Raw genomic sequence first — 25,939 nt, 5'->3', positions numbered from 1 at the left:
CTTATGACAGACAAAAATCACCAATGGCCTATTAGGATTTATTACGAAGATACCGATATGCAAGGTATTGTGTACTATGCCAACTATCTAAAATACTTAGAAAGAGCGCGTACCGAATTTTTACGCAGCGAAGGGTTTGAACAAGGCGCGTTGATAGACGAGCAAGGTGTTGCGTTTGCCGTTAGGGCTGTTCAAATGGATTATCTAAAGCCAGCCAAATTTGACGATAATTTAACAGTACAGACCCACATAGCAGAATTAAAACGCGCTTCATTGATTTTTCATCAAACGATCATACGAGAGCAGCCGAACCGTGAAATAATAAACAAAGCGGTAATAAAAGTCGCTTGCCTCGATGCACACAGCATGAAGGTTAAAGCTATTCCAAAATTAATGATTGAGCAATTAACATGACTAATGATTTATCTATCGTACACCTGATTTCTCAAGCAGGGCCCATCGTAAAGTTAGTAATGCTGATACTGGTGATGGCATCGGTTGTTTCGTGGACGTTTATTTTTGCAAAATATAAAGAGTTTCAATTCGCCTTTAAAGTAACCAATACCTTTGAAAAACGCTTTTGGTCTGGTATCGACCTGAACGAACTGTCACGTCAAGTCAGTTCAGATCACTACGACAAAAGTGGTATGGAAAGTATTTTTCACACGGGCTTTGTGGAATATAAGCGCTTAAACGAACAAAAAGGCATGGAACCGATGCACGTGGTTGAGGGTGCGCGCCGTGCGATGCAGGCTCAATACAACCGAGAAATGGACCTGCTAGACAACCACTTGCCATTTTTAGCCACCGTCGGCTCAACCAGTCCCTATGTTGGCTTGTTTGGCACTGTGTGGGGCATTATGAGTTCGTTCCAAGCACTTGGAAATATGAAGCAAGCAACGCTGGCCTTAGTGGCTCCGGGTATTTCAGAAGCGCTAGTAGCAACAGCCATGGGCTTGTTTGCAGCGATCCCAGCGGTGGTGGCGTATAACCGGTTTTCAACGAATGCAGACCGCTTAGCAACGCGTTATGAAACGTTTATGGATGACTTTACGACCGTGTTACAACGTCAAGCTCATATCAGTATGCACGAGAAAAACAGTGGCGCGTAGTACTAAACGTCGCCCGATGGGTGAAATTAATGTGGTGCCTTATATCGACGTCATGTTGGTGTTGCTGATTATTTTTATGATCACCGCGCCACTTATTCAGCAGGGTGTAGAGATCGACTTGCCGCAAGCAGATGCGGAGCAAGTTGATGACAATAATATTCAACCCTTGGTCGTTACAGTGGATCGACAAGGTCAATATTATTTGGATGTTGGCGAGAATACGGATCAAGCTATTTCGAGCGAAACATTGCAAATTAAGGTGGCCGCGGTGTTGCGTAACAAACCTAAAACCTCGGTGATGATTCGAGGGGATAAAGGCGTAGCGTATGGTGAAGTGGTGCGTGCCATGACGACCTTGCAAGCGGCGGGTGTTCCTAGCGTTGGTTTGCTAACCGACCCCAGTTAAGTAGTGATATTGCAATGATAGGTATATTTAAAAAGCACCCTTTAGCGGTTGTCTTGTCAGTTACTTTCCATTTGCTGCTAGTGGCGTTTTTTGTGTTTGGCATCGATTTTACAGATGATGAAATACACTCAAAGCCGCCGGTTAATATCGTTAAAGCAACGGTTATCGACGAATCAAAAATTAAGGCAGCAGCTGAAGAGCTTAAAAAATTAGAAAAGAAAAAGAAGCTACAAGACAAAAAGCGGGTTGATGATTTAAGGAAGAAACGATTAGCTGAAGAAAAGAAAATTGCCGACCTTAAAAAGAAAAAGGCCAGCCAAGAGAAAAAGTTAGCACAACAAAAAGCCGACGAAGCAGCAAGACAAGCTAAGTTAAAGAAGCAAAAATCGCTGGCTAAAAAGAAAAAGGCTGAAGCAGCAAAGAAAAAGAAACTGGCGCAAGCTAAAGAGCTAAAACAGCGCTTGGCGAGGGAAAAAGCCGAAAAAATTAAAGCAGCGGCGGAAGCTAAAGCAGCGCAAGAACAGGCTGAACGAGAACAGGCTGAACGAGAACAGGCTGAACGAGAACAGGATTTGCGTGAACAGGCGGCATTGGAAGAACAACAAATGCGTGCACAAGTAGCGGTTGCCAGTTATACCGACTTGATTAGACAAAAAGTGGAACGCAATTGGATACAGCCACCGGGTGATATTATGGGCTTAAATTGCGTTGTGCGAGTCCGCTTGATTCCTGGCGGCGATGTGATTGATGCGCAGGTGATTAAATCGAGTGGTAATACGTTTTTTGACCGCTCTGTTGAACGCGCTACAAGAAAGGCCGCACCACTGCCACTGCCAAGCGACCCCAGTATGTTTAATTACTTTCGAACACTTGAATTTTATTTTAGGCCAGGAGGCTGATAACGAATGACCAGAATGATTAAAGCCAGTTTATTGTTATGCGTGTTGTTGAGTTTTTCTGCCGTGGCTGACGCCTTGAGAATTGAAATAACGCAAGGCGTTTCATCCGCTCAACCGATTGTCGTTGTGCCGTTTTCAAGCGCGCAGGTTATGGGTGGTTTGCCGGTTGATATAGCTCAAATTATTGCTGATGACTTGGCGCGAAGTGGTCGTTTTAAGGCATTGCCGCGTACCGACATGTTGAGCAAACCATCATCGGCTGAACAGGTGAATTTTCGTAACTGGCAGGCGTTGGGGCAAGATAACCTAGTTATTGGCAAGGTAACGTCCGCTGCGAATGGTAGCTTATCGGTTCAATTTCAATTGTTTGATGTGTATAAAGGAGAGCAGTTAACGGGGTTTAGTATTCCTGCTAACCGCTCGAGTTTGCGGGGTGTCGCGCATCGAATTAGTGATTTGATCTATGAAAAATTAACCGGTCAAAAAGGTGCCTTTAGTACCAGAATGGCCTACGTCACATCGATGCCTGGAGCGAATGGTCAAACGGAATATAAAATTCAAGTAGCGGATGCTGATGGCTACGGCGCGAAAACAATAGTGACCTCATCTGAACCGGTTATGTCACCGGCTTGGTCGCCAACAGGCGATAAGATTTCTTACGTGTCGTATGAACAGCGACGTTCCTCGATCTATACACAAACACTTAGGACCGGGCAACGTGAGAAGTTACATTCATTCAAAGGGATCAATGGCGCACCCTCATGGTCGCCAGACGGTAGCCAATTAGCGTTAACGCTTTCTAAAGACGGGAGCGCCGATATTTATATTTATAATGTGATCACTCGCTCATTTCGTCGTTTAACGAGAAGTTATGCTATTGATACGGAGCCGGATTGGTCGCCTGATGGGCGTCAGATTATTTTCACCTCTGACCGAGGTGGTAAGCCACAAATTTACCGAATTTCGGCAAACGGTGGGCAGGCAGGTCGAATAACTTTCGAAGGCTCGTATAACGCGAGAGCCAGTTATTCACCAGATGGAAAATACATTACGATGGTGCATCGAGTTAACGGCCAGTACCGAATTGCTACAATGGATTTGAAGACCGGTTTCACTAATATTTTAACGAATGGAAAATTAGATGAATCACCGAGTTACGCGCCTAATGGCAGTATGATTTTATATTCAACCAATGATGGCTTGAAATCCATTTTAGCTGCGGTATCATCTGACGGTAAAGTTCGTCAAAAGCTTCGTCTGCAAGGTGGTGAAGTGAGAGAACCAGCGTGGTCGCCTTTTAAATATTAACGTAAGGAATAAAAATGAAAATCTGTAAGAATTTATTAACTGCTCTTTTGCTTTCAACGGTTTTAGCGGGTTGTAGTATGTTTGGTGGCGACGAAGACGCCGGCTCAGGAATAGCAGGTAGTGCGAACGGTAGTGCGAGCGGTGGTGCAACAACAAGTGGTGTTGGCGATGGCAGTAGTTTTTCAGGGCACCCGCTTGATAATCCATCAAGCCCCTTGTCAACAAAGGTTATTTACTTTGCGTTTGATAGCAGTGCGGTACAGCCTCAATACGAAGCAGTATTGGCAGCACATGGTGCGTATTTAGCTGCAAACAGCAATGTTTCAGTTATTGTTGAAGGCCATGCCGACGAACGTGGAACGCGTGAATACAACGTAGCGTTGAGTGAAAAACGTGCGAAAACGGTTCAAAATCTATTATCACTTCAAGGTGCGTCGGCTCACCAAACCGAAGCGGTAGCTCTTGGTGAAGAAAAGCCAGTTGCAAGAGGACATGATGAATCAGCTTGGCATTTAAACCGCCGTGTTGAACTTATTTACCCAGCACATTGATGAGTAAAAAAACAATAGGGCGGTTTGCCGCCTTAATGCTTATGAGTGGGGCTGCTTCGGCAGCCCTACCGCCAGTTGTGGATGGCACTAGTGGGCGCTTATCGGTAGCACCCGCGCAAACATCGGCTGCTAGCTTGTTAGGTATGTACAACCGGCTTGAGCAGCTTCAGCGTGAAGTTCAGCAAATGCGTGGTCAAATTGAAGAGCAAAACTACCTAATTGAAACGCTGAAAAAACGTCAGCGTGATTTATATCTTGATACCGATAGACGAATTGTCCAATTAGAAGCCGGTAAAAAAACCTTGCCAAACATCGGGCAGCTAACGCCAGTCGAAGCGCAAAATGGCGTACCGGCTCAAACGGTTCAGTCATCAGTGGTGGCAGGCGGGCACGATAAGCTGGCATACGATAAGGCATTTTCAAGCTTAAAGTCGGGTCGATATCAGCAGTCAATTACCGACTTTACGGAGTTTGTTTCTAGTTTTCCTAACAGTATTTATATACCCAATGCTCTGTATTGGTTAGGCGAAGCGAGTTATGTAAACCGCGATTTTAAGCGTGCGTTTGATGAGTTTAGCAAAGTGATATCGCAGTACCCCGCACATTCAAAGGCAAAAGATGCGATGTTGAAAGTCGGCTTTATTCAATACGAAAATAAACAATGGCAACAAGCAACGGTAACGTTAGAAAAAGTGACTGCAGCGTACCCAGGAACCACCGTAGCCAGCCTCGCCAAGAAAAGGCTTGCCAAAATGCGGCAAGATAAACATTAATCACTTACTTAAGGCCCAGTTGTAATCGCTATGTCGAAAGATAGTTTACGTATTACGGAAATTTTTTATTCACTGCAAGGGGAAGGTAAAACAGTGGGCTTGCCTACGACCTTTATCCGCCTAACGGGCTGCCCTTTGCGGTGTGGTTACTGTGATACAGAGTATGCATTTCATGGCGGTGAAACTCGCCGCATTGACGACATTCTTGAAGAAGTTGATAAGCAGGGTGCACAGTATATTAATGTAACCGGTGGTGAGCCATTGGCGCAAAAACGGGTGCATGATTTGATGCGCCAATTATGCGATGCTGGCTACCATGTTTCATTAGAAACCAGCGGTGCATTGAGTGTCTCTGAGGTCGACCAGCGTGTTATTAAAGTACTAGACGTTAAAACCCCGGGTTCTGGTGAGATGGCTAAAAACCTTCATGAAAATTATCAATACCTAGCAAAAGGTGATCAAGTAAAATACGTTATTTGTGATAAAACAGATTTTGATTGGTCGAAACAACACATGCAAGAGCATGAGCTGGCCGATAAATGCGAAATACTGTTTTCACCGGTGCAAGGGCAGCTTCAAGCAGTAGATCTTGCAAATTGGGTGATAGAGGAAAAGCTGCCAGTAAGATTTCAGATTCAGCTCCATAAATACTTGTGGGGCGACACGCCCGGTAAGTAACAAACCATAAAAGATTAAGTGATGTCTAAAAAAGCAGTAGTATTAGTTTCCGGTGGGTTAGATTCAGCCACCGTTTTGGCGATCGCCAAAGAACAAGGTTATGAGTGTTATGCACTCAGTTTTGATTACGGGCAGCGCCATAATTCTGAATTGGAGGCGGCTAGCCAGTTAGCTAAAACTTTTAATGTCTCAGAACACAAAACAATAAAATTAGGAATGGGTGAATTTGGTGGCTCTGCGCTAACAGATGAAAACATAAACGTTCCGATTGAAAAGTCAGCGGGCATTCCTGTCACCTACGTACCAGCGAGAAATACGGTTTTTCTTTCTATAGCACTAGGTTGGGCAGAAGTGCTAGATGCGTGGGATATCTTTATTGGCGTTAATGCGGTGGATTACTCGGGCTACCCCGATTGCCGCCCTGAGTTTATTAAGGCGTTTGAGAGCTTGGCTAACTTAGCCACTAAAGCAGGCGTTGAACAAGGTAAGTTTAAAATACACACACCGCTAATTAACCTCAGTAAGGCTCAAATAATAGCAAAAGGTGATGCCTTAAAGGTCGATTACAGCGCAACGGTGTCTTGTTATCAAGCCAATGCAAAGGGTGAAGCATGTGGTGAATGCGAATCGTGCCGTTTACGTAAGCAAGGTTTTGAAAAGGCGCATCTAGCCGACGTCACCCGCTATCAGTACTAAAGTTAGTAGTAGTATAAAAATTAACATTTAAAGTCGCAAATTCGACTTGTCTTTTTGCGTCAATCCGGTATCATGCACCGCTCTTGGAGGGTCGTTAGCTCAGCCGGTAGAGCACCGCACTTTTAATGCGATGGTCGCGCGTTCGAATCGCGCACGACCCACCATCTAATACATGAAAAACCAGCTTTTTAAGCTGGTTTTTTTGTGCTCATGGGACACTGGTGGGACATTTCAAGGCAAGAAACTACAACTAATTACAGCGTGTTTATGTGTTGAGCTGCCATCTTTTTAAGGTGTTTGTTTTTGACTTGTTGGTCTTTATTATTCTTTTTCAACAGTATTCATTCATTGAATACTTTTATCTACAAGAAGTGTTTTAAATGATATATTTGCTAGCTACTGGATTTTAAAAAGAAGTTGAAGTGGCTAGTATAATTGACAAAGCAAAAGAGCCTAATCAAGGCGACTTGTTAGAGATTGAAAAATATACGAACGGACTCATACGTTTTATAGAAACCTCTGCCACCCCTATTACTATTGGGATTCAAGGGAAGTGGGGGAGTGGGAAGACCTTGTTATTAAATACAATTCGAGGTGAGTTGTGTGACCAAGAAGGAACAAAGCATTATCCTGTATGGCTAAATACTTGGGAATATTCCATATTATCTGAGCCCGATGAAACGTTAGTTAAAATCATTATTGGTTTAATCGACCAAATTGGCTTACTTACCAAGAAATCCTCTAAAGATTCATTCAAAAAAGTCTCAGCTATTGGCAAATCATTATTATCTAGGGCTTCAAAAGCGGGTGACGTAATAGGTATGGCTGCTGGCGTTGCTAGTGATGCTGTTGATATGAGTGCTTCTGAATGTTCTAGTACAATTGGAAGAAACAGGTCCAGATCAGTGGCTTATTCAAGGGCAGTATACTAATTTGACCATCTTACGATTCATCACTCTTTAAAGTAAAACAAATATCTATGGCGACTAATATTGGAATTGTAAAATTTATTAACGGTACTGTTACAGCTAAATCAGCTGATGGTCAAATCCGCACTTTGAAAGAAGGTGACATTGTTTTTGCTGGTGATGTGGTGATGACGGGGTTACATGGAGTAGTGGTTATTACCTTGAACGATGGGCGATCGGTTAACTTAGGTAATGATGTTGAGGTTCCCTTTGATGAGGTGTCATTAACAGCCTTTGAAACAAAAGGGGGTAAGGTAGCCTTCGCTAAGTCGCCATTATTTGGGCCTAGTACAGTGCCTGAACAAGATGAAGGCACTAGTTTTATGGACATCCCATACCTTGAGCCTGAAGGCACTCCTGATGCAGGGCATGAGACCGAAGAAATCATTAAAAAGTTCGACTCTTCATTAGAAATACTATATACAAATAATAGCGAAGAGCTTGTTCTTAGTGTGGAGAGCGCTATTGTCGACATTACTATTGGTAACAGCAACGGCATTGCAGCGGGCGATATCAGCGTGCCTGAAACAGAACAGATTAGCAGCGCAACATTTGCAGTGACATCAGAAAGCTTAATGTCAATTTCAATTGCCGGTAGGGCCGTATCATTAGCTGAATTAAAAGCAAGCAATGCATCTAATGTTCTAGTAACAACAGATGAAGGCACGTTAACAGTTACAGGATTTGATCATACTACAGGTGTTGTTACTTATGACTATGACCCAAGTGGAATCAGTAAAGATCATACGGGTGGTGAAGTTTTAGACCTTATTTCTATTGTTGCTGCCTATACTGGTGGTGTTAAAGCACAAGCCAGTTTAAACATCTTAATTACCGATGTTGATTCGACCGCCAACCCTGATCAAGCAACCGTAACCGAAGATGGTGTATCTACTTCGACAGGTAACGTTATAACAGGTGCGGGTGATGCAACTGCTGATGCAGTCCCTTTAGGGGCTGTCGTTGTAGGTGTTGCTGTTGGAGATACCTCTGCTGCACTTGATGGTTCGGGTGTAGGGGTCTTACTTGAAGGCGTATACGGCTCAATTACGATTGAGACTAATGGAAGTTATACCTATACGTTAAACAACTCTGACCCTGATACGAATGCATTATCAGATGGCGATACAGCCACAGATGTATTCACATACACCATTAAAGATACAGATGGCGATTTAAGGTACACCACGGTAACTATAAATATTAATGGCTCGACAGATATTATTACCGTGAACGCGCCTGTGTTTGATGCTGTTAGTTATTCTTTTAACTATGCTGAGAACACTCCCTCCTCTAATGTATTAGGCACCGTCTCTGCTACCGATGACGATATTAGCGATACGGTTAGCTATAGTATTACGACCAACGTCGACGATGGTTTGGGTAGCGATGTTTATGCGATCAATAGCACGACAGGTGAAATTAGCTTAACAGCCGCAGGTGTAGCATCCTTTGCTAACAACTTTGAAGCCGCTAGCAATGCACACAGCGTTGTTGTTAGAGCAACAGATGGTGCTAACAATACTGATATAAGTGTTTCACTTAATGAGACTAATATAAATGAAGCGCCAACGCTTGATTTAGACTTTAATGATTCAACCGTCAATGGCACCGGTCACGTCACATCGTATGCGCTTGGGCAGGAAGGTATCAGCATCGGCGACCTTGATGTCTCTATAATCGATGTGGATAGTACGATCCAAAGCGCAACGATTACACTTACGAATGCTCAAACAGGTGATTTACTTTTTGTAGGATTACTACCAAGCGGAATCAGTGCAAGTGCTTATGACTCGGGAACCGGCCTTATTACACTAACGGGCAGCGGGTCATTATCAGATTATCAATCAGCTATTGAAGCGGTAACATTTTATAACGCCAATACTGGGGCGAGCGTGCTTGATCGTGATATTGATATTGTCGTAACTGACAGCGATGGCGCAAACTCAAATACAGCAAGTACGGTAATAGGTATTATTATCGTGAACGCGCCTGTGTTTGATGCTGTTAGTTATTCTTTTAACTATGCTGAGAACACTCCCTCCTCTAATGTATTAGGCACCGTCTCTGCTACCGATGACGATATTAGCGATACGGTTAGCTATAGTATTACGACCAACGTCGACGATGGTTTAGGTAACGATGTTTATGCGATCAATAGCACGACAGGTGAAATTAGCTTAACCGCCGCAGGTGTAGCATCCTTTGCTAACAACTTTGAAGCCGCTAGCAATGCACACAGCGTTGTTGTTAGAGCAACAGATGGTGCTAACAATACGGATATAAGTGTTTCACTTAATGAGACTAATATAAATGAAGCGCCAACGCTTGATTTAGACTTTAATGATTCAACCGTCAATGGCACCGGTCACGTCACATCGTATGCGCTTGGACAGGAAGGTATCAGCATCGGAGATATTGACGTTTCTATAACCGATGTGGACAGTACTATTCAAAGCGCAACGATTACACTGACCAATGCTCAAGCAGGTGATTTACTTTTCGTAGGGTCTCTACCAAGTGGCATCAGTGCAAGTGCTTATGACTCGGGAACAGGCCTTATTACACTAACGGGCAGTGGGTCACTATCAGATTATCAATCAGCTATTGAAGCGGTAACATTTTATAACGCCAATACTGGGGCGAGCGTGCTTGATCGTGATATTGATATTGTCGTAACTGACAGCGATGGCGCAAGCTCTAATACAGCAAGCACGGTAATTAGCGTTGCAAGCAATAGCTTATCTGTTTCATCTCAAGCGGTGGTTGAAGAAGGTAATTCTGCTATTTTTAGAATTGAGTTAGCTGACAGTAGAGTTGATGCGACAAAAATAATCCTTACTGTCTCTGGAGAAGCGACAGCCGGTGATGATTTTTATGATTTTGGTGATGTATCACGCGATATTCAATATGAAAGCTCGCCAGGTGTTTGGTCAGACGTGTTATTCGACGGTACAAACTATTATGTACAGATAGCGGAGTCTGCAACATTAAATCCTGTAACCGGACTTCCGTATACGCATGTTGATATTAAAATCAAAACAAAAGCGGACGCCCTATCTGATGATAATGAAGATTTGATACTAAACGCTAATATTGATGTTTCTTCATCTGGCAATCTAGCTGCTATGGCAAATACATCTGCCGCAGCAAGCACACTTATCTCTGAACTTCCCCAGCTTTTTGTATCCGCACCAACATCAGTGACAGAAGGAAGTGATGCTATATTTGAAATTGGTTTAAGTAATATTAAAATAACAGATACGCTTGTTCAGCTGGACCTAAGCGGTGATTTTAGCGCGCTTGATTATGATCAAGCCTCTTTTGAATATTCTACGGATGACGGAGCAACCTGGATAACAAGTAATTCTGATATTCAAGGTTCAAGCCTCTCTATTTTAGGCGATGTAGGTGTCGCAAAATCAATCCTAGTAAAAATAACTACGATCACCGACGTTATTTCTGAAAGTGTTGAGAGTTTAGTTTTAACAGCAACGACTGTTGACGCTGGAGTATCAACTTTCGGTAACAGTGCAAGCGACAACACGACTATTATTGACCCAATTATTCTAGCAATAAACGAAGAAAAAGACGGTCTTTCAACAGGGACTACAAGCATTACGACGACCGTTGACCCTAACTTTAATTACATTAAAGTGGGCGATGGTGCAAATGGCACAGTTGTAGACAACGGTGACGGCACATTAAGCTATACAGCACATACAGATTTTTCTGGTTCAGATAGCTTTGCGTTTACTAAGGTTGATACGGTAACAGGAGAATCATTTACTGCCACAGCACAAGTCAATGTAACTGCAATTGCTGATGCTCCTATCATTACGATGACTATCAATAATAAAGTCGTATCAACAGGTGTTAATGAATTAGTAAATGGTACTTTTGATAGTGCTCTAAGTGCTGATGCCGGTGTTGATGGGAATTGGTATGGGAAGGAGTCACCTGGTGCATCAGTGAAGGCCATCCTAGATGCAAAAGATACGACACTTACCTTGACCGATGATGGTTCTGGCACCAGTAGTCAGGTTGATTTGAGCGATCAATGGCTGATTCAAAATGTAAATGTACCCTTAAGTGAAGACAGTGCAAATTACAGTATTACATTTACGATGACGGGTACTGGTAGTGATGGCCAAATATCATGGATTGGCGATATATCTGATGGTGCGACAGAAGTAATAATTGCGTCAGGGCTTTCAGCGGGTACGCATACTTATGCCATATCAAATACAGCCACGATAGGGAGTAATGCATCATTAAATGCATTTGTTTTATCCGGTACAGATATTTCTATAGATAATGTCAGTGCCTTTTCAGATGCTCATGTTTCATATACTTATGATGTTACTATTGATTTTGCTAACAGTGACATAGACGGCAGTGAATTTATTCAAGACTCCATTTCCATCAGTGGTGCACCTGTTGGCGCAACGTTTAGTAATACGTCTGGTAGCGTAGGCACAAACCTTGGAGCTGGTAATTGGAGTTTTACCCAAGCTCAAGTAGAGGGACTTAAAATAACCGTTTCAGAAACTGTAGCCACTACCGGATCTGGCTTCACACTGACTGCTACTGTTACCTCAGAGGAAACTGTCGGAAGCTCTACAGCAACAAGTAGCGCAGTGGCTGTTAAGCTTGATACAGTGTCCTCTAATGATGTTCCTATTATCGGCAACAATACTCTGATCATGGCAAATGAGGCAGGTTTTGTCGGTACGTTAGTCGATACCATTGATACTTATTTTTCAGCTGATGGCGGCAATGTATTCTCATGGGATCAAGATGCATCGACCTTGCCCGTGATTTATGTAGATGGTGAGTTAGTCACTTTAACTTATTCTGTTACAGGAACAGATCAAGGAACGCTTACCGGAACAGTCGATGGCGGCTCAACAACAGTATTTACAGTTCAAATTAACATGGCCGATGGAAATACTACCGATGTTATCTATACTCAAGCATCGGAGTTATTAGGTATCAAAGAAACATTTGATGGTGGCATTGTGCTGCCTGGCGGTGGAAATAATGACACTATATTTCTTGGTTTTAATGATGCTAGCGGTTCAGCCTCTGGTGTTAATGCCATCGTTACCGCCCATAACCTTATTGAAGATACGGCGGCTGAATTATTAAGCCCTGCGGCAGAACACACCGTTAATACCAATAATTATTATATTGGTGTTAATAGTAATAATATGAATGCAGGGCAACAGTTGGTTTTTGATTTCGCCACAATAGCTTCAGATGGGGATAGTAATACGACTAATAAAAATGATGTGATTGCAATGGACATCACCTTATTTAACTTTGGTTCAGAAAAATCAGGAGACGAGCTATTTATTACCGTTTTAACTGGAGACAGTATTGCTACAGCAACGAGAGAAGAAATTATTTTAACGGGTGACCCGGATTTAACGGAACAGCATTACACCGTAACAAGTAGCACCGGTGGTGCTTTTATTGGCGTGGAATTTCTAGCTGGTAATGAAAGTTCTTATAAGCTAGGTATAGACTCGATTAGCTCAATTAGTTACAACACTGATTTTGATATGGATTTAGCGTACACCATTACTGATACTGATGGCGATAATGATTCTGGTAACGTAGTTATAAGCCTTGATGGTGATGAAGTTATTGTCTATGACGCAAGTAAAACAGCCATTGATGCCGGCGATGAGCAGTCAAGCTCGGGGGGTGTAGACACATTAGTTTTTAATACAGACGACAGTATTAACTTCTCACTCGATCATCCTGAGATATTAAATTTTGAAGCCCTTGATTTAACTAATGATGCCGATACAGGCTTATCTGGTGCTCACTCATTAACATCTATTACGATGCAAGATGTACTGGACCTAACCGATACCGGCAATGAGTTGAGAGTTTTTGGAGACAATGCTGATACAGTAACCTTACTGAATGAAGCCAGCAATACATGGACTAATACGGGAACAGTTACTGAAGATTTAGTGGCATTCGATGTTTATAGCAGTGGCGCAGCAACCATCAAAATACAAGAAAGTATTATTGATTCGATTATCTAGTTTTAGCTAGTCGTGCATGCAGAATTTCAAGAAACCTGGCTAAGTGTAACCTGTAGAAGCCCTGACTTAGAGCTAGCAGTTACCTGTTTTTACAGACTACCAGTTAGAGTTTTTGTGCCTGCGATTCCTGAGAGGGTCTGGGTAAGCTCGCTATAGTTCCTTCTTCCAAGTGAAGTGTCAGGCTTTGAACTCTGTATGGTAAGGGTTTAGCTCTGCGCTCTGATTGCTTCTTGGCGTTGATTGAGTTTGTCCGTTGTTTGTTCGTCATTAGGTGACTCCGTTCGAGTTTTACTTCTTGATAATATCACGCCCTCGGACTTTTCTACGATGCTGTGAGTATCGATAACCTTAGACAATAAACGAATGTTGGCTTTATAGCTAACTGAGCGTTCACCACCAAGGCCAAGCGACTCTAGTTCCGGCCTGTATGACTCCCCTAAGTCGAAGAAAGCTAATGGTTTTTACTTATGAGTTGCCCCTGTTTTTGGAAATACGAGACTATTCAGAACTTCTATGTCGGGATATTTATATGAAGTCCCTACAAGCCGAAGAAACGTAAGGAGTTTTCAAAACCGAACTTTGACCCGATACCGAAACTTGCAGCTGGAATCCAAGATTTGGCCATTTGCTCTGAGCCGTCACCTCTCGGCGCTTTTCTCCACCGGATGGCCATGGGTTAGACCCATCTGGGTTTTTGCCGATAGGGTGCCAGAGCGGGACGACTCGAATTGAGTTTGGGGGTGAAATCGAAAAAATAGGGAAGGGTGGCGAACCAACGAAAGCGTGAGCTCTCATCGGTTGACCAGTTTGTTGTTACGATACTTTCTTTAATGCCCGTTCCATACAATCTGAAGCGCTATCAGCGGCTGATTGCAATGATTTAGTACTCAGGTGAGCATAACGAAGAGTCGTGTTAGGTGATGTGGATGTGTAAGGCTATAAAATCAGGCAAGGTTACCCGTCTTTCAAAAGGGCGGAATCGCAGGTGGGGTAGAAATTATTGCACTTAGATGGTGCGGGGCCGTGGCTGTTATGGTGTGTCGCAGCAAAAGCTGTAATTTTATTCTCCTATTAAGTCTTTGTAATTTAAAAGTTAATGCATGTTGGCACGTAATCTGCTTGCCCTAGGTCATGTGTTTTTTGTAATTCTTTTGCAAGAGCCACAACTGTAACGGCGCAGTGAATACAGAACAAATCAAAATAAATAAAGCAATGTAGCTAACTCGAATACTAATCGTGTTGGCTTTTTTATTTGTATGGTTTTTATTAACTAATTTAGAGATTTAAAATGAAAATTAAAAAAAATATATTCTTAGGTTTGCTGGTAGGGGTTACTACAGTCTGTGCTGCGCCACTGGTAAGTGCAGAAGAGTCGTTTATTAATGCGTTAACAAATGGTAAAGCGAGTTTCAGTGCGCGTTTACGCTATGAAAACGTAGATCAAGAAAACAAGCCAGAAGACGCTAATGCTTACACTGCTAGAATAACCGCTGCATATAAAACAGGTACTTACTACGGTTTTGGTGCTTTTGGTGAGATTGAAAGCGTACACAGTTTATTTAGCAATAACTACGCACATAAATCACAATCTAAAGGCGGAACATACCCTGTTATTGCCGATCCTAACGAAACGGAACTAAACCAAGGCTATTTGTTTTACACCGGCCTTACAGACACTTCTATCAAATTAGGCCGTCAAGCGCTTACTTATCGTGATGCTCCATTTCACCGGCATATTGGTACTGTTGCATGGCGTCAAAACTGGCAAACACTAGATGCTTTGTCTGTTTCAAACAAATCAATCGAAGATACAACCATTAGTTATGCTTATGTATGGAACGTTAACCGAATATTTGGTGAAGATGCTCCAGAAGCATGGGATGATTTTGAGAGTGACTCACACTTATTCAATGCCCAATACACGGGGTTCAAAGCAGCAAAAATTGAAGCTTATGCTTATTTGTATGATTTTGATAATGCAGACCAGTTTTCAACCAACACATACGGTTTAAGAGCCAGCGGTGCTACGCCAATAGCAGATGGTGTTAACGCTATTTATACTGCGGAATACGCGACCCAATCAGATGCGGCTGACAATCCAAACTCTATTGATGCGGATTATTTCTTAGGTGAAGTTGGTGCAAAAATGACATTCAACGGTCCAGTTAAAATGTTATTGGTTAAAGCCAGCTACGAACTTCAAGAAGGCAATGGTGGTGCCGATCGTTTTGTAACTATCTTAGGTACTAACCACGCTTATCAAGGTTGGGCTGATCAGTTTTTAGTTACGCCAAGTGATGGCGTTAAAGACATTTACCTAACGGCCGTTGCAAAAGCGTACGGCATGAAATTTGTTACTGCTTATCACGACTTTAGTTCAGAGAATAACAGTTACGATTACGGTACTGAGTTCAATATATTGGCAACAAAGAAAGTGGCTAAAAACTACACCGTTGGTTTTAAATATGCGGACTACAATGCCGATAAAAATAGCATGAATACGGCGGCAGCTAACGATGTCACTAAATTATGGGCATTTGTTCAAGCTAAGTTTTAATTAACGCCTGCATCAGCTGACTTATTAATGACCGACAAAACATAATAGATTTCGATGAAAACAAAAGTTCTATTATTTAACACAACCGCCGATGAACTGCTTGATATTCAAGAGCGTTTGTCTGAAACAAGCTACGAAATAATAGCGATCACCTCAGACTTGAGTGATATCAGCCAAGCAGCGTTATCGGGTTCTGTGGATCTTGTTATGGCGGTCACTGATAAACGGTTCGGTCAATTATTTACCTGTGTACAGCAGATTAATTTGCATAAGCCAATCCCTGTTGTTGTCTTCACTTACGACGACAGCAGGGATGTTATTCAATTAGCCATTAAAGCAGGTGTTAGCGCTTATATAGTTGACGGTCTTCAAGCCAAACGGATGCTGTCTATTTTGGACACAGCTCGCTTTCGTTTTAACGAGCAACAAAGTATTAAAAACGAACTTGAAAAGACCAAAAATACCTTAAGCGAACGTAAATTTATTGATAAAGCTAAAGGAATTTTGATGCAACGTTCAAATATTAATGAAGATGCAGCCTATAAAGCCATGCGTAAGATGGCAATGGATAAGAATATTAAGATGGCTGAGTTGGCAAAAAGTGTTATTTCAGCCAGTGAATTAATCACATAGGAAAAAAATCAGTTAGTTATGCCCCAATGGTGGGGAAGTAAAAAAATTTAACCCGATCGTTTCGATCATTTTGGACAAAGGCGTCCGCAAGTCATTTTTTCTGATGAGGGAATAGACTGCGGGCGTTTTTTTTTGGATTTTTAAATAGAAAGGAAAATAAATGAATAGTTATAAAAAGAAATTTATTAACAAAGAGATGGGTGCGCTTTTTAAGAGTTGCATGGTCGGTTTGGCCTTAACAGTCGCCGGTGGTATATCGACGGCTTACGCAGCAGGGGAGCTTGAAAAAGATGAATTGAAATTCGGCTTTATTAAATTAACCGACATGGCACCACTGGCTGTTGCATACGAAAAAGGTTTTTTTGAAGACGAAGGCCTTTATGTCACCATCGAGCCGCAAGCCAACTGGAAGGTGCTATTAGATCGCGTGATTGATGGTGAGTTAGACGGTGCACATATGTTAGCCGGTCAACCCTTAGGTGCAACCATAGGTTTCGGCACAAAAGCAGATATTATTACCGCCTTCAGTATGGATTTAAACGGTAACGCTATTACCGTTTCTAACGATGTATGGGCTGAGATGAAGCCAAATATCCCTAAAATGGCTGATGGCAGACCGGTTCACCCGATTAAAGCGGATGCCTTAAAGCCAGTCGTTGATCGATTCAAAGATGAGGGTAAACAATTTAAAATGGGGATGGTATTCCCAGTTTCTACCCATAACTACGAGTTACGTTATTGGTTGGCAGCAGGTGGTATTCACCCAGGGTATTACTCTAAAACTGATATCACCGGGCAAATTGATGCAGACGCATTATTGTCTGTAACCCCGCCACCTCAAATGCCTTCAACGCTTGAGGCGGGTACTATCTTTGGTTATTGCGTAGGCGAACCTTGGAACCAGCAAGCAGTGATTAAAGGCATTGGGGTGCCAGTGGTCACCGATTACGAAATTTGGAAGAACAACCCAGAAAAAGTATTTGGCGTGAGCGCAGCATGGGCTAAAGCCAACCCAAATACACATATAGCGGTTCTTAAAGCATTGATTCGTGCTGCTAAATGGCTTGATGACAATAACGATGCTAATCGCCCAGAAGCAGTAGAAATTCTTTCTCAATCAGAATACGTTGGTGCTGATTACGATGTTATTGCAAACAGCATGACAGGTACATTTGAATACGAAAAGGGTGACAAAAGAGAGTTACCAGACTTCAACGTATTTTACCGCTACTACGCAACGTACCCTTACTATTCAGATGCTATTTGGTACTTAACGCAAATGCGTCGTTGGGGACAAATCACCGACGAGAAATCTGATGAATGGTTCCATGAGATTGCTAAGAAAGTATACCGTCCTGATATTTATTTAGCAGCCGCTAAAGAGTTACTCGAAGAAGGCAAAATTTCTAAGGAAGACATGCCTTGGGATACAGACGGCTATCGCGCACCACAAAAACACTTTATCGATGATATTACCTACGATGGGCGCACACCTAATGCTTATTTAGAAAAATTCACAATCGGCCTTAAAGCCAACGATATTGTTAAGTAAGTAACGTAAATAAAGAATGAGTGGACACTCGTGATGACGCGAGTGTCCATTGATATTAAAAAGAGGTTTTTAAAATGTCTGCCAATACAGCAAATAAAGAAGGAAATATGGACAATAAATCTACAGCTGAAATAAGTGATGAGATAGTCAAACCAACAGCAGCAAGCACCGCTGAAAAAGTCGCTAATGATGGCGTTAAAGTATCAGTAAAAATCAATAACGTCCTTGAGTTAATTGGTTTTACTTGGTTTATCCCGATCGTTAACTTATTAGCTGGCGAAAACCCAGCCGAACAATTTAAAGAAATATTAAAGGTCATCGGCGTGCCGGTACTCGCGATGCTGATTTTTGTCGGTTTTTGGGGCTGGGGCGCGTCAAAGATACACACCAGTTTGGGTGCTATTCCTGGGCCTGTGGCTGTTTGGGAAGAAACTAAAAGTCTTGCCGATGACCATTACAAGGAAAAAGCAAAAGAAGTCGCTTTCTATCAACGTCAGGACGTACGGAATGCTAAAAAGCTTGAGAAGAATCCAGATGCGGTGATAAAAATTCGTGCTTACACCGGAAAAGCAACCTATCCTCAACAAATAGTGACAAGCCTTGTTACCGTATTTGCGGGTTTCGTATTAGCCTCCATTGTCGCTATTCCTTTAGGTGTTATTTGCGGCTTAAGCCCCGCCTTTAACTCCGCTATAAACCCTATCATCCAAATATTTAAGCCTGTCTCCCCCTTAGCGTGGCTACCGATTGTCACCTTAATTGTCAGTGCTTTGTATACCTCTGGTGATGATGCCTCCTTTAGCAAGTCATTTCTTGTTTCAGCGATTACGGTTACTTTATGTTCGCTGTGGCCAACACTCATTAATACAGCTGTTGGTGTAGCAACGATAGACAAGGATTTAATGAACGTTTCAAAAGTATTGCAGCTTGGCTGGTGGAAAACGGTTACTAAAATTGTATTACCTAGTTCGTTACCAATGATTTTTACTGGCCTACGCCTCTCTCTAGGTGTGGGTTGGATGGTGCTGATTGCTGCAGAAATGTTGGCGCAAAACCCAGGGTTAGGAAAATTTGTTTGGGATGAATTTCAAAATGGTAGTCAGCATTCGCTAGGCAAGATCATGGTTGCTGTGTTCACTATTGGTATTATCGGGTTTATGCTCGATCGTATTATGTTGACACTGCAAAAGTATTTTTCATACGGCGATGCAATGTAAGGGGGGGAACAAATATGTCATTTTTATCACTTAAAAACATTAGTAAATCGTACGGCACTGGAAATAATAAATCAGAGGTCTTGAGTAACATAAATTTAGAGATTGGAAAGGGTGAGTTCGTTGCTATCGTTGGGTTTTCAGGGTCAGGAAAGACCACTCTCATCTCAACGATTGCCGGTTTAATTGCTCCTGATGAGGGTGAAATTATCATGGGTGGCAATTTAGTAACGGGCCCCAGTTCTGAAAGAGGAGTTGTCTTTCAAAGTTACTCGTTAATGCCTTGGCTAACGGTGTTTGGCAATGTGGCTCTTGCTGTAGATTCAGCCTTTAAAACGCTCTCGGCAGTTGAAAGACAAGAGCGTATTGAGAAGTATATTGATATGGTTGGTTTATCTCATGCAACTCATCGTCATCCTTCGGAACTCTCTGGCGGAATGAGGCAGCGCGTAAATGTGGCGCGCGCTCTTGCGGCTAGTCCTGACGTTTTGTTGCTGGATGAGCCTCTCAGTGCATTAGATGCGTTAACGCGTGCGAACTTACAAGATGAAATTATTCGTATTTGGGAGCAGGAAAAGAAAACGGTTGTGCTTATTACAAATGATGTGGATGAAGGTCTCATTATGGCGGATAGGGTCATACCATTGAACCCCGGACCAAACGCAACTTTTGGCCCAGAATTCATTGTTGATTTACCTCGCCCACGTGATAGAACAGCGATGAACCATGATGAGAAATTCAAAGCATTGCGCAGCGATATTACTCAATATCTAATGAATGTGGGTATGAACGATTCATCGGCTTCAAAAGGGAATGTTTATCAACTGCCTAATGTGCAACCCAATACAGCGAATGATTATGGATTAATTGAAGACGCTCAACCCAGGGTTTTAAAAAGCTATCAGGAAGGTGTTGGAGATAAGAAATACCTAGAATACTTTAACCTCACTAAGGTGTATCCAACGCCTAACGGCCCTTTAACGGTTGTTGATGGCTTTAATATTAATATTAAGAAAGGAGAGTTTGTTTCTATTATTGGACATTCGGGTTGCGGGAAATCGACGGTTTTATCAATGACTGCAGGTTTGACGGATATTAGCGATGGCGGCATCGTACTTGATAAAAAAGAGGTTGATGCAGCTGGCCCAGATAGAGCGGTAGTTTTTCAAGCACCAAGCCTCTTCCCTTGGTTAAGTGCAAAAGAGAATGTAGCTCTTGGCGTCGAGCGTGTGTATCCACATGGTTCAAAAGCTGAGAGGAATGATATTGTTGAATACTACCTCAGTAAGGTCGGTTTAGGAGATTCATTCAATAAGAAAGCGGCGGAGCTATCCAATGGTATGAAGCAACGAGTTGGCATCGCACGTGCTTTTGCCTTGTCACCAAAGCTTTTGCTCTTAGATGAACCCTTTGGCATGCTAGATGCTCTTACACGATGGGAATTGCAAGAAGTTTTAATGGAAGTTTGGACGCGTACAAAAGTGACTGCAATTATGGTGACGCATGATGTGGATGAAGCGATTCTTTTAGCGGATCGCGTGGTTATGATGACTAATGGGCCTAACGCAAAAGTAGGTAAAGTAATGAATGTTGATTTGCCTAGACCACGCACACGTAAAGAGCTTGTTGCGCACCCCGATTATTATAAATACCGTGAAGAATTGCTTACGTTTCTAGCAGATTGTGACAAGCATTAGTTTAAGTGGGTTTGAATAATTTCTTGTTAGCTTTAATGGTTAAGAGGACCAAAATAAAAAAGCACAAACAACGTTAAGTATTGAGGCTAATTTATATGGTGGACCTGCACGGACTTGAGCCGCGGACAAAGGAATTTATGAGTCCGTTGCCCTGTATGCTTTATGTATGTACATGAAATTAAGACATGAGAAGAGTGTAAGGAGACACATGAATAGTGATGCGGGATTATATGGGAAAAATCGGTTTTTTTTGGGATCAATGCATGCGTAACGCGGGGTTAAGAGGTATTTAAGTGATTTTTAAGCTTTTTTTAGATTTGCGACGAAAATATGAATTTTAATGAAAAAGGCTTTTTACGACACATGAATAGCGATTACTTACCCTTCTATTTCAGAAAGAAGCTGTTGCAATCTTACCAATGCTCCTGATGCGCGAATATTGTCATCATACGCATTACCGCTTGCCAATAGAACCACGCGACCATCAGGACGCAGCGCTATAGCTGCTAACCCCGTGATATCGCGATCTCTAGCCATTTGTCGTAAATCGTCAATAACTCTTAACGTGTCCGTATCAACGCGCTTGTCTGGTTGATGGATTGATTTATCGTCGACATAGGTGTTCGCCATCAACTGTTGACGATTAGACCACGATGCGGGGCGGTGCTCTTCCCACAGCACCTTTTGTGTTTTACTCTTTCTTCGATTCATCAGTAAGCGTGGATGTTGCTTTACGCTTCTTGTGCGGCTTTTTTTCTTCCTTGAATTGCTCTGAAACCATCATGTGCGCTATCTCTGCGCCTTTTAGGGCTGACATTATTGCACTTTGCATTTCCGTGCCGTGGGTATGAAAAACATTTGACCAGGCGTCGAAAAAACGCTTCCCAAGCTCGGCTAATTCATCAATTGAGAGATTTTCGCTGGGTTTAACCAATTCTTCTTTAATTGCTCCGGTAGGTGACGCTTCAAGGGGTGAAGCGTCACTTTTTGTGAAACTTGAGTTATCAGGGTGACTGTTATCGCAACTTATTGAATCTAAAGGCTTATTTGTAACCTCATCTGTTTCTGGGTAAATCATTAGTTCTGACTGCAATTCACCCCCTGTCAGGATGAAATAGATATCAAAATCATTCTCAAAAAGCACAGTTAGCTGGTTTGAAGGTATAGGGCTGCCTTTCTCCCAAAAGCCAATCGTCTTTCCTGTCACACCGCATAACTCACCTACTTCTGGCTGCGTTAATTTCAGCTGTTTTCGCTGTAATAAAAACCTATGACCAACATATTTATCTTCTTCTTTCATAGTGACCTCAAAAACAATTTGCAAAGTAACATATATATCTGTTACTCTTATTTGGAATCGGGATATATTTGTTATCAAGTAACATTTATGTCACTTATAAATATATAAGCTAATAGGTAATTATATGACGTATTCAGGTATACACAAAGCTTTAAAAGGTAAAGGGCTAACGTGGGCTATCGCAGCTAAAGCGATGGGGTGTACCCCCCAGCATCTTATGAGTGTGTGCGCTCGTAGAATAGATAGTCCGCGCATTGCGAAAGCTGTTTCTTTGTTAATTGGCAAAGAGGTTGGGGATGTTTTTGACGATAAACCTAAATACCTAATTGATAAGAAACAAGCACGTGAAGAAAAGATATCGGCTGCAACCGCATTACTAAAAGAAGCGGGCTTAGCGGCAGCGTGATGAGCAATAGAACGTACATGAATCATTTTTTATCCCTTGGTTTAGTGAGTGATGATTTCAGCTTATCGCTGAATTTCGGAACGCGCAATCAAACAATTTAGAACTGATATCGCGATGCAAATTCCAAAAACACAAACAGCTTGGAAACGTCTTCAGCCATCTAATTTACGCGATGCGCTTAGGTTAACTAAACAGTATGCAAGAGCATTCAAACGTTTAACTGTTCCGGCCATTGCTGAGCTTATGGGGGAGACGGAAGAAACGCTTTATAAATGGCTTTCAACGGGGCGCATGCCCGTTACTCTTGTGCCTGTTTATGAGCATATTTGCGGCATTGATTATGTGACTCAATATCTCGCATATCGCAATTACAAACTGATTATTGATATACCCACAGGAAAGGCTGCGAGCGAAGTTGGAATGGCTGAATTGCAAAAAGTTTCAGCCGAGGCAATGAGTCTTTTAATTGCGCATTATCAAGATGGCGACAACCTCGAAAAAACCACCGAAACACTCACGCAACTAATGGGCGGGGTTGCCTACCATCGTGAAAACATTCAGGCACAACCTGATTTATTCGCAGGTGAGGAAAAATGATGAATGAATGGTATTCAGCATCGTTTTTAGAAGGTATGAAAGGCATGTCAATTAGCAGGCGTGTAATTTTTGATAGAGCAAAAAAAGAAGGCTGGAAATCACGCCCAAGAAAAGCACGTGGTGGTGGTAGTGAATACCATATTTCAAGCTTACCTAGAGTAACTGTCAATCAGCTTCATAAAATACATTTGGCTAATAAAAAGGTTGATTTAAAGCACGTAAAGCAATGCCCATTACTACCGCTGCGTCTATTTGTGAATAGGGTTAAATCGTGGCTTTTTAATATTCGTATCGTCGGTAGGGGAAAGCTATGAATGAATGGTATTCAGCCTCGTTATTGGCAGGGCTTCCAGGCATGTCACAAAACAAACGCGTCATCATCAAAAAAGCCACCAAAGAAGGTTGGGAATCACGCCCAAGAAAAGCTCAGGGCGGCGGAAAAGAATATTTCCTTGGCAGTTTACCGATACAAACACAAGCAGCTTTGGTTGGCATGCACGGGAGTGAACAATCCTCCCAAACGAGTGACGCTGCAAGCGACAAAAAATCAGCAGCGTCACTCACCCCTTTTAACTATGACAGCGACACACTTTGGAGCCGATACGATAAAAAACCAGCCAGCCAAAAAGATGAAGCAAACCGCCGATTCACACTCTTGCAAAGCGTTTTAACGCTCACTAAAAACAAGGTTTCATTAGTGGCCGCGATGAAAGCGGTGGGTGAGCAAAACAATGTCAGCTGGCGAACAATTCAAGGCTGGTATCACGGCAAAAATGGTAAGCCAGGTATAAAGCATTACAACGCATCAGATTGGCTCCCAGCGTTGTGCCCTGAGCATGTCGGTAGAACATCAAAAGCTAGCTGTGATGAACGTGCATGGGAATTCATAAAAGCTGACTATTTACGGCCCGAAAAACCCACAGCAAGCGCCTGTTTTTGGCGTCTAAAAAGAGCAGCTGAAGAACATGTCTGGGCAATACCAGCTCAGCGCACATTAGAACGTCGCCTTAATGATATACCTCGCACAATTAGAGTGCTCAAACGGGAAGGAGAAAGCGCACTCGTCGCACTTTATCCAGCCCAAGAACGTACCGTAAAAGACATCCATGCATTGCAATGGATCAACGGCGATGGCTACCAACATAACGTGTTCGTTAAATGGCCAGGCGAAGACAAACCCGTACGTCCAAAAACATGGTTCTGGCAGGATATTCACAGCCGCAAAATACTGGCATATCGGGTCGATTTATCAGAAAACACCGACAGCATTAGATTGTCATTTGGTGACCTCGTTGATAACTACGGAATCCCCGAACATGTCGTCATCGATAACACCCGAGCAGCGGCTAACAAATGGATGACCGGTGGGGTCAAAAATCGTTATCGTTTTAAGGTCAAAGAAGATGATCCGCTCGGCTTATTCCCAACACTTGGAATCACCATTCACTGGACATCAGTCATCGCTGGAAAAGGCCACGGCCAAGCCAAGCCGATTGAACGCTCATTCGGTGTCGGTGGCATCGGTGAATACGTCGACAAACACCCAAAGTTTGCAGGGGCTTATACGGGTGAAAACCCAATGGTAAAACCTGAAAATTACGGCAAAACAGCCGTGCCAGTTGAAACGTTTTTAACAACCCTTCAAGAAGAAATAACAGCGTGGAATTCACGCCAAAAAAGACGCACAGAAATGTGCGCAGGAATCAAATCATACGACCAAGCATTTAATGACTCATACGAGACATCAATCGTCCAAAAAGCCAATCCCGAACAACGCCGATTATGGATGCTAACAGCCGAAGCGATCAGAGTTAAAAAAGACGGCTCATTTACATTAGATGCTGGCTCCGCAAAAGGCATCTCAAAGAACCGCTACAGCGCACTAGAACTACTCGAATATGTCGGTCATAAAATCGTCGTCCGATTCGATCCACAAGATCTGCATGGCATCGTTTACGCCTACACATTAGATAACCGATTTATCGGCCATGCCGCTTGTATTTCCACTACCGGATTTGGCGACACAGAAGCAGCAAGATCATTCAACCGCCAGCGTGAACGCTTTGTAAAAGCCAGTAAATTAGCCGCTAAGGCAGAAACACAAATGAACATTATCGATGTTGCTGATCGACTACCCGTAATAGAGCAAACAAAAACACCCGCAGCAACCGTCGTGCGTCCATTAAGGCCCGACCTAAAACTTGGTCGCCCAGTGCCAGAGCCACAATTATCAAACCAAGATGAAGCCGATATTTTGGACTTCCAAAAAAGCTTTGAAACAAAAGAAGTGGATGTACGTGAAGACGGCCCACACGAACGTTATGAACGCTGGGCACTGTTAAATAATCAGCGTAGCGCCAGTGAACAATTAAACGAAAAAGACGAGAAGTTTTGGCGTGTATACCCCAAGGGTGACGAATACAGGTCAATGAGAGATTTCTACGCAGATTTTGAAGGAGTCATGGATCTTGATGCGTAAAAAAAGGAACCCACCGAAGTGGGCAATAAAAAGATAGCTATCTGCAAATAG

Annotated in this window: 22 protein-coding genes and 1 tRNA gene; 21 read left to right on the top strand and 2 right to left on the bottom strand. The window is 42.6% G+C overall.

Annotation, left to right across the window (positions count from 1 at the left end):
- Positions 1-3: 3 nt before the first annotated feature.
- The 17 genes from ybgC to AB1Y31_08000 all read left to right on the top strand — a co-directional run bounded on the left by ybgC (position 4) and on the right by AB1Y31_08000 (position 21,106).
- The gene (ybgC, locus tag AB1Y31_08080) at positions 4-414 is read left to right on the top strand and encodes a tol-pal system-associated acyl-CoA thioesterase (GenBank protein ID MEW4983126.1); all 411 of its coding nucleotides are present in this window, start codon (positions 4-6) and stop codon (positions 412-414) included.
- The gene (tolQ, locus tag AB1Y31_08075) at positions 411-1,112 is read left to right on the top strand and encodes a protein TolQ (GenBank protein ID MEW4983125.1); all 702 of its coding nucleotides are present in this window, start codon (positions 411-413) and stop codon (positions 1,110-1,112) included. The genes ybgC and tolQ overlap by 4 nt, the downstream gene beginning before the upstream one ends.
- 16 nt (positions 1,113-1,128) lie before the next feature.
- Positions 1,129-1,518, top strand: coding sequence for a protein TolR (tolR, locus tag AB1Y31_08070; protein ID MEW4983124.1), 390 nt, complete (start codon positions 1,129-1,131; stop codon positions 1,516-1,518).
- A 14-nt stretch (positions 1,519-1,532) separates the two neighbouring features.
- Positions 1,533-2,417 (top strand): cell envelope integrity protein TolA, encoded by an 885-nt coding sequence (gene tolA, locus AB1Y31_08065; protein ID MEW4983123.1) that lies wholly within the window; start codon positions 1,533-1,535, stop codon positions 2,415-2,417.
- A gap of 6 nt (positions 2,418-2,423) precedes the next feature.
- Positions 2,424-3,725, top strand: a complete 1,302-nt coding sequence (tolB, locus tag AB1Y31_08060) for a Tol-Pal system beta propeller repeat protein TolB (GenBank protein ID MEW4983122.1) — start codon at positions 2,424-2,426, stop codon at positions 3,723-3,725.
- Between the two features lie 14 nt (positions 3,726-3,739).
- Positions 3,740-4,276, top strand: coding sequence for a peptidoglycan-associated lipoprotein Pal (pal, locus tag AB1Y31_08055; protein MEW4983121.1), 537 nt, complete (start codon positions 3,740-3,742; stop codon positions 4,274-4,276).
- Entirely contained in the window at positions 4,276-5,049 is a 774-nt protein-coding gene (gene ybgF / locus AB1Y31_08050) for a tol-pal system protein YbgF (GenBank protein ID MEW4983120.1), read from the top strand. The genes pal and ybgF overlap by 1 nt, the downstream gene beginning before the upstream one ends.
- A 30-nt stretch (positions 5,050-5,079) precedes the next feature.
- Positions 5,080-5,727, top strand: a complete 648-nt coding sequence (queE, locus tag AB1Y31_08045; protein ID MEW4983119.1) for a 7-carboxy-7-deazaguanine synthase QueE — start codon at positions 5,080-5,082, stop codon at positions 5,725-5,727.
- Positions 5,728-5,748: 21 nt separating this feature from the next.
- On the top strand, positions 5,749-6,423 hold the full coding sequence (queC, locus tag AB1Y31_08040; GenBank protein ID MEW4983118.1) for a 7-cyano-7-deazaguanine synthase QueC: 675 nt from the start codon (positions 5,749-5,751) through the stop codon (positions 6,421-6,423).
- An 88-nt stretch (positions 6,424-6,511) separates the two neighbouring features.
- Positions 6,512-6,587, top strand: a tRNA-Lys gene (locus AB1Y31_08035).
- Positions 6,588-6,845: 258 nt separating this feature from the next.
- The gene (locus AB1Y31_08030; protein MEW4983117.1) at positions 6,846-7,355 is read left to right on the top strand and encodes a P-loop NTPase fold protein; all 510 of its coding nucleotides are present in this window, start codon (positions 6,846-6,848) and stop codon (positions 7,353-7,355) included.
- Between the two features lie 47 nt (positions 7,356-7,402).
- Positions 7,403-13,453 (top strand): VCBS domain-containing protein, encoded by a 6,051-nt coding sequence (locus tag AB1Y31_08025; protein MEW4983116.1) that lies wholly within the window; start codon positions 7,403-7,405, stop codon positions 13,451-13,453.
- A gap of 1,288 nt (positions 13,454-14,741) precedes the next feature.
- The gene (locus AB1Y31_08020; GenBank protein MEW4983115.1) at positions 14,742-16,010 is read left to right on the top strand and encodes a hypothetical protein; all 1,269 of its coding nucleotides are present in this window, start codon (positions 14,742-14,744) and stop codon (positions 16,008-16,010) included.
- Positions 16,011-16,064: 54 nt separating this feature from the next.
- Positions 16,065-16,643: an ANTAR domain-containing protein gene (locus AB1Y31_08015; GenBank protein MEW4983114.1), complete on the top strand. Its 579-nt coding sequence runs from the start codon at positions 16,065-16,067 to the stop codon at positions 16,641-16,643.
- Between the two features lie 160 nt (positions 16,644-16,803).
- A complete protein-coding gene (locus AB1Y31_08010) occupies positions 16,804-18,195 on the top strand; it encodes a CmpA/NrtA family ABC transporter substrate-binding protein (GenBank protein MEW4983113.1) in 1,392 nt (463 codons plus the stop codon).
- A gap of 74 nt (positions 18,196-18,269) precedes the next feature.
- Positions 18,270-19,412, top strand: a complete 1,143-nt coding sequence (locus tag AB1Y31_08005; protein ID MEW4983112.1) for an ABC transporter permease — start codon at positions 18,270-18,272, stop codon at positions 19,410-19,412.
- A 14-nt stretch (positions 19,413-19,426) separates the two neighbouring features.
- Positions 19,427-21,106, top strand: coding sequence for a nitrate ABC transporter ATP-binding protein (locus AB1Y31_08000; GenBank protein ID MEW4983111.1), 1,680 nt, complete (start codon positions 19,427-19,429; stop codon positions 21,104-21,106).
- 378 nt (positions 21,107-21,484) lie between these two features.
- Here AB1Y31_08000 and AB1Y31_07995 read toward each other — a convergent pair whose 3' ends face one another.
- Both AB1Y31_07995 and AB1Y31_07990 read right to left on the bottom strand, forming a co-directional pair.
- Positions 21,485-21,817, bottom strand: a complete 333-nt coding sequence (locus tag AB1Y31_07995; protein ID MEW4983110.1) for a hypothetical protein — start codon at positions 21,815-21,817, stop codon at positions 21,485-21,487.
- Positions 21,798-22,406, bottom strand: coding sequence for a helix-turn-helix transcriptional regulator (locus tag AB1Y31_07990; GenBank protein MEW4983109.1), 609 nt, complete (start codon positions 22,404-22,406; stop codon positions 21,798-21,800). Before AB1Y31_07990 ends, AB1Y31_07995 begins: the two co-directional genes overlap by 20 nt.
- A gap of 124 nt (positions 22,407-22,530) precedes the next feature.
- On the opposite strand from AB1Y31_07990, the gene AB1Y31_07985 reads away from it, so the two are divergent.
- The 4 genes from AB1Y31_07985 (at position 22,531) to AB1Y31_07970 (ending at position 25,888) form a co-directional block, all read left to right on the top strand.
- On the top strand, positions 22,531-22,812 hold the full coding sequence (locus tag AB1Y31_07985; GenBank protein ID MEW4983108.1) for a hypothetical protein: 282 nt from the start codon (positions 22,531-22,533) through the stop codon (positions 22,810-22,812).
- A gap of 114 nt (positions 22,813-22,926) precedes the next feature.
- Positions 22,927-23,409 (top strand): hypothetical protein, encoded by a 483-nt coding sequence (locus tag AB1Y31_07980; GenBank protein MEW4983107.1) that lies wholly within the window; start codon positions 22,927-22,929, stop codon positions 23,407-23,409.
- On the top strand, positions 23,406-23,723 hold the full coding sequence (locus AB1Y31_07975) for a DNA-binding protein (GenBank protein MEW4983106.1): 318 nt from the start codon (positions 23,406-23,408) through the stop codon (positions 23,721-23,723). Before AB1Y31_07980 ends, AB1Y31_07975 begins: the two co-directional genes overlap by 4 nt.
- Positions 23,720-25,888, top strand: a complete 2,169-nt coding sequence (locus tag AB1Y31_07970) for a transposase domain-containing protein (GenBank protein MEW4983105.1) — start codon at positions 23,720-23,722, stop codon at positions 25,886-25,888. Before AB1Y31_07975 ends, AB1Y31_07970 begins: the two co-directional genes overlap by 4 nt.
- Positions 25,889-25,939 lie beyond the last annotated feature (51 nt).

The sequence above is a fragment of the Cycloclasticus sp. genome (assembly GCA_040743155.1).
Lineage (GTDB): Bacteria > Pseudomonadota > Gammaproteobacteria > Methylococcales > Cycloclasticaceae > Cycloclasticus.
Note: the sequence above shows the minus strand (reverse complement) of the source record. Positions and strands in the feature narration are given on the sequence as shown.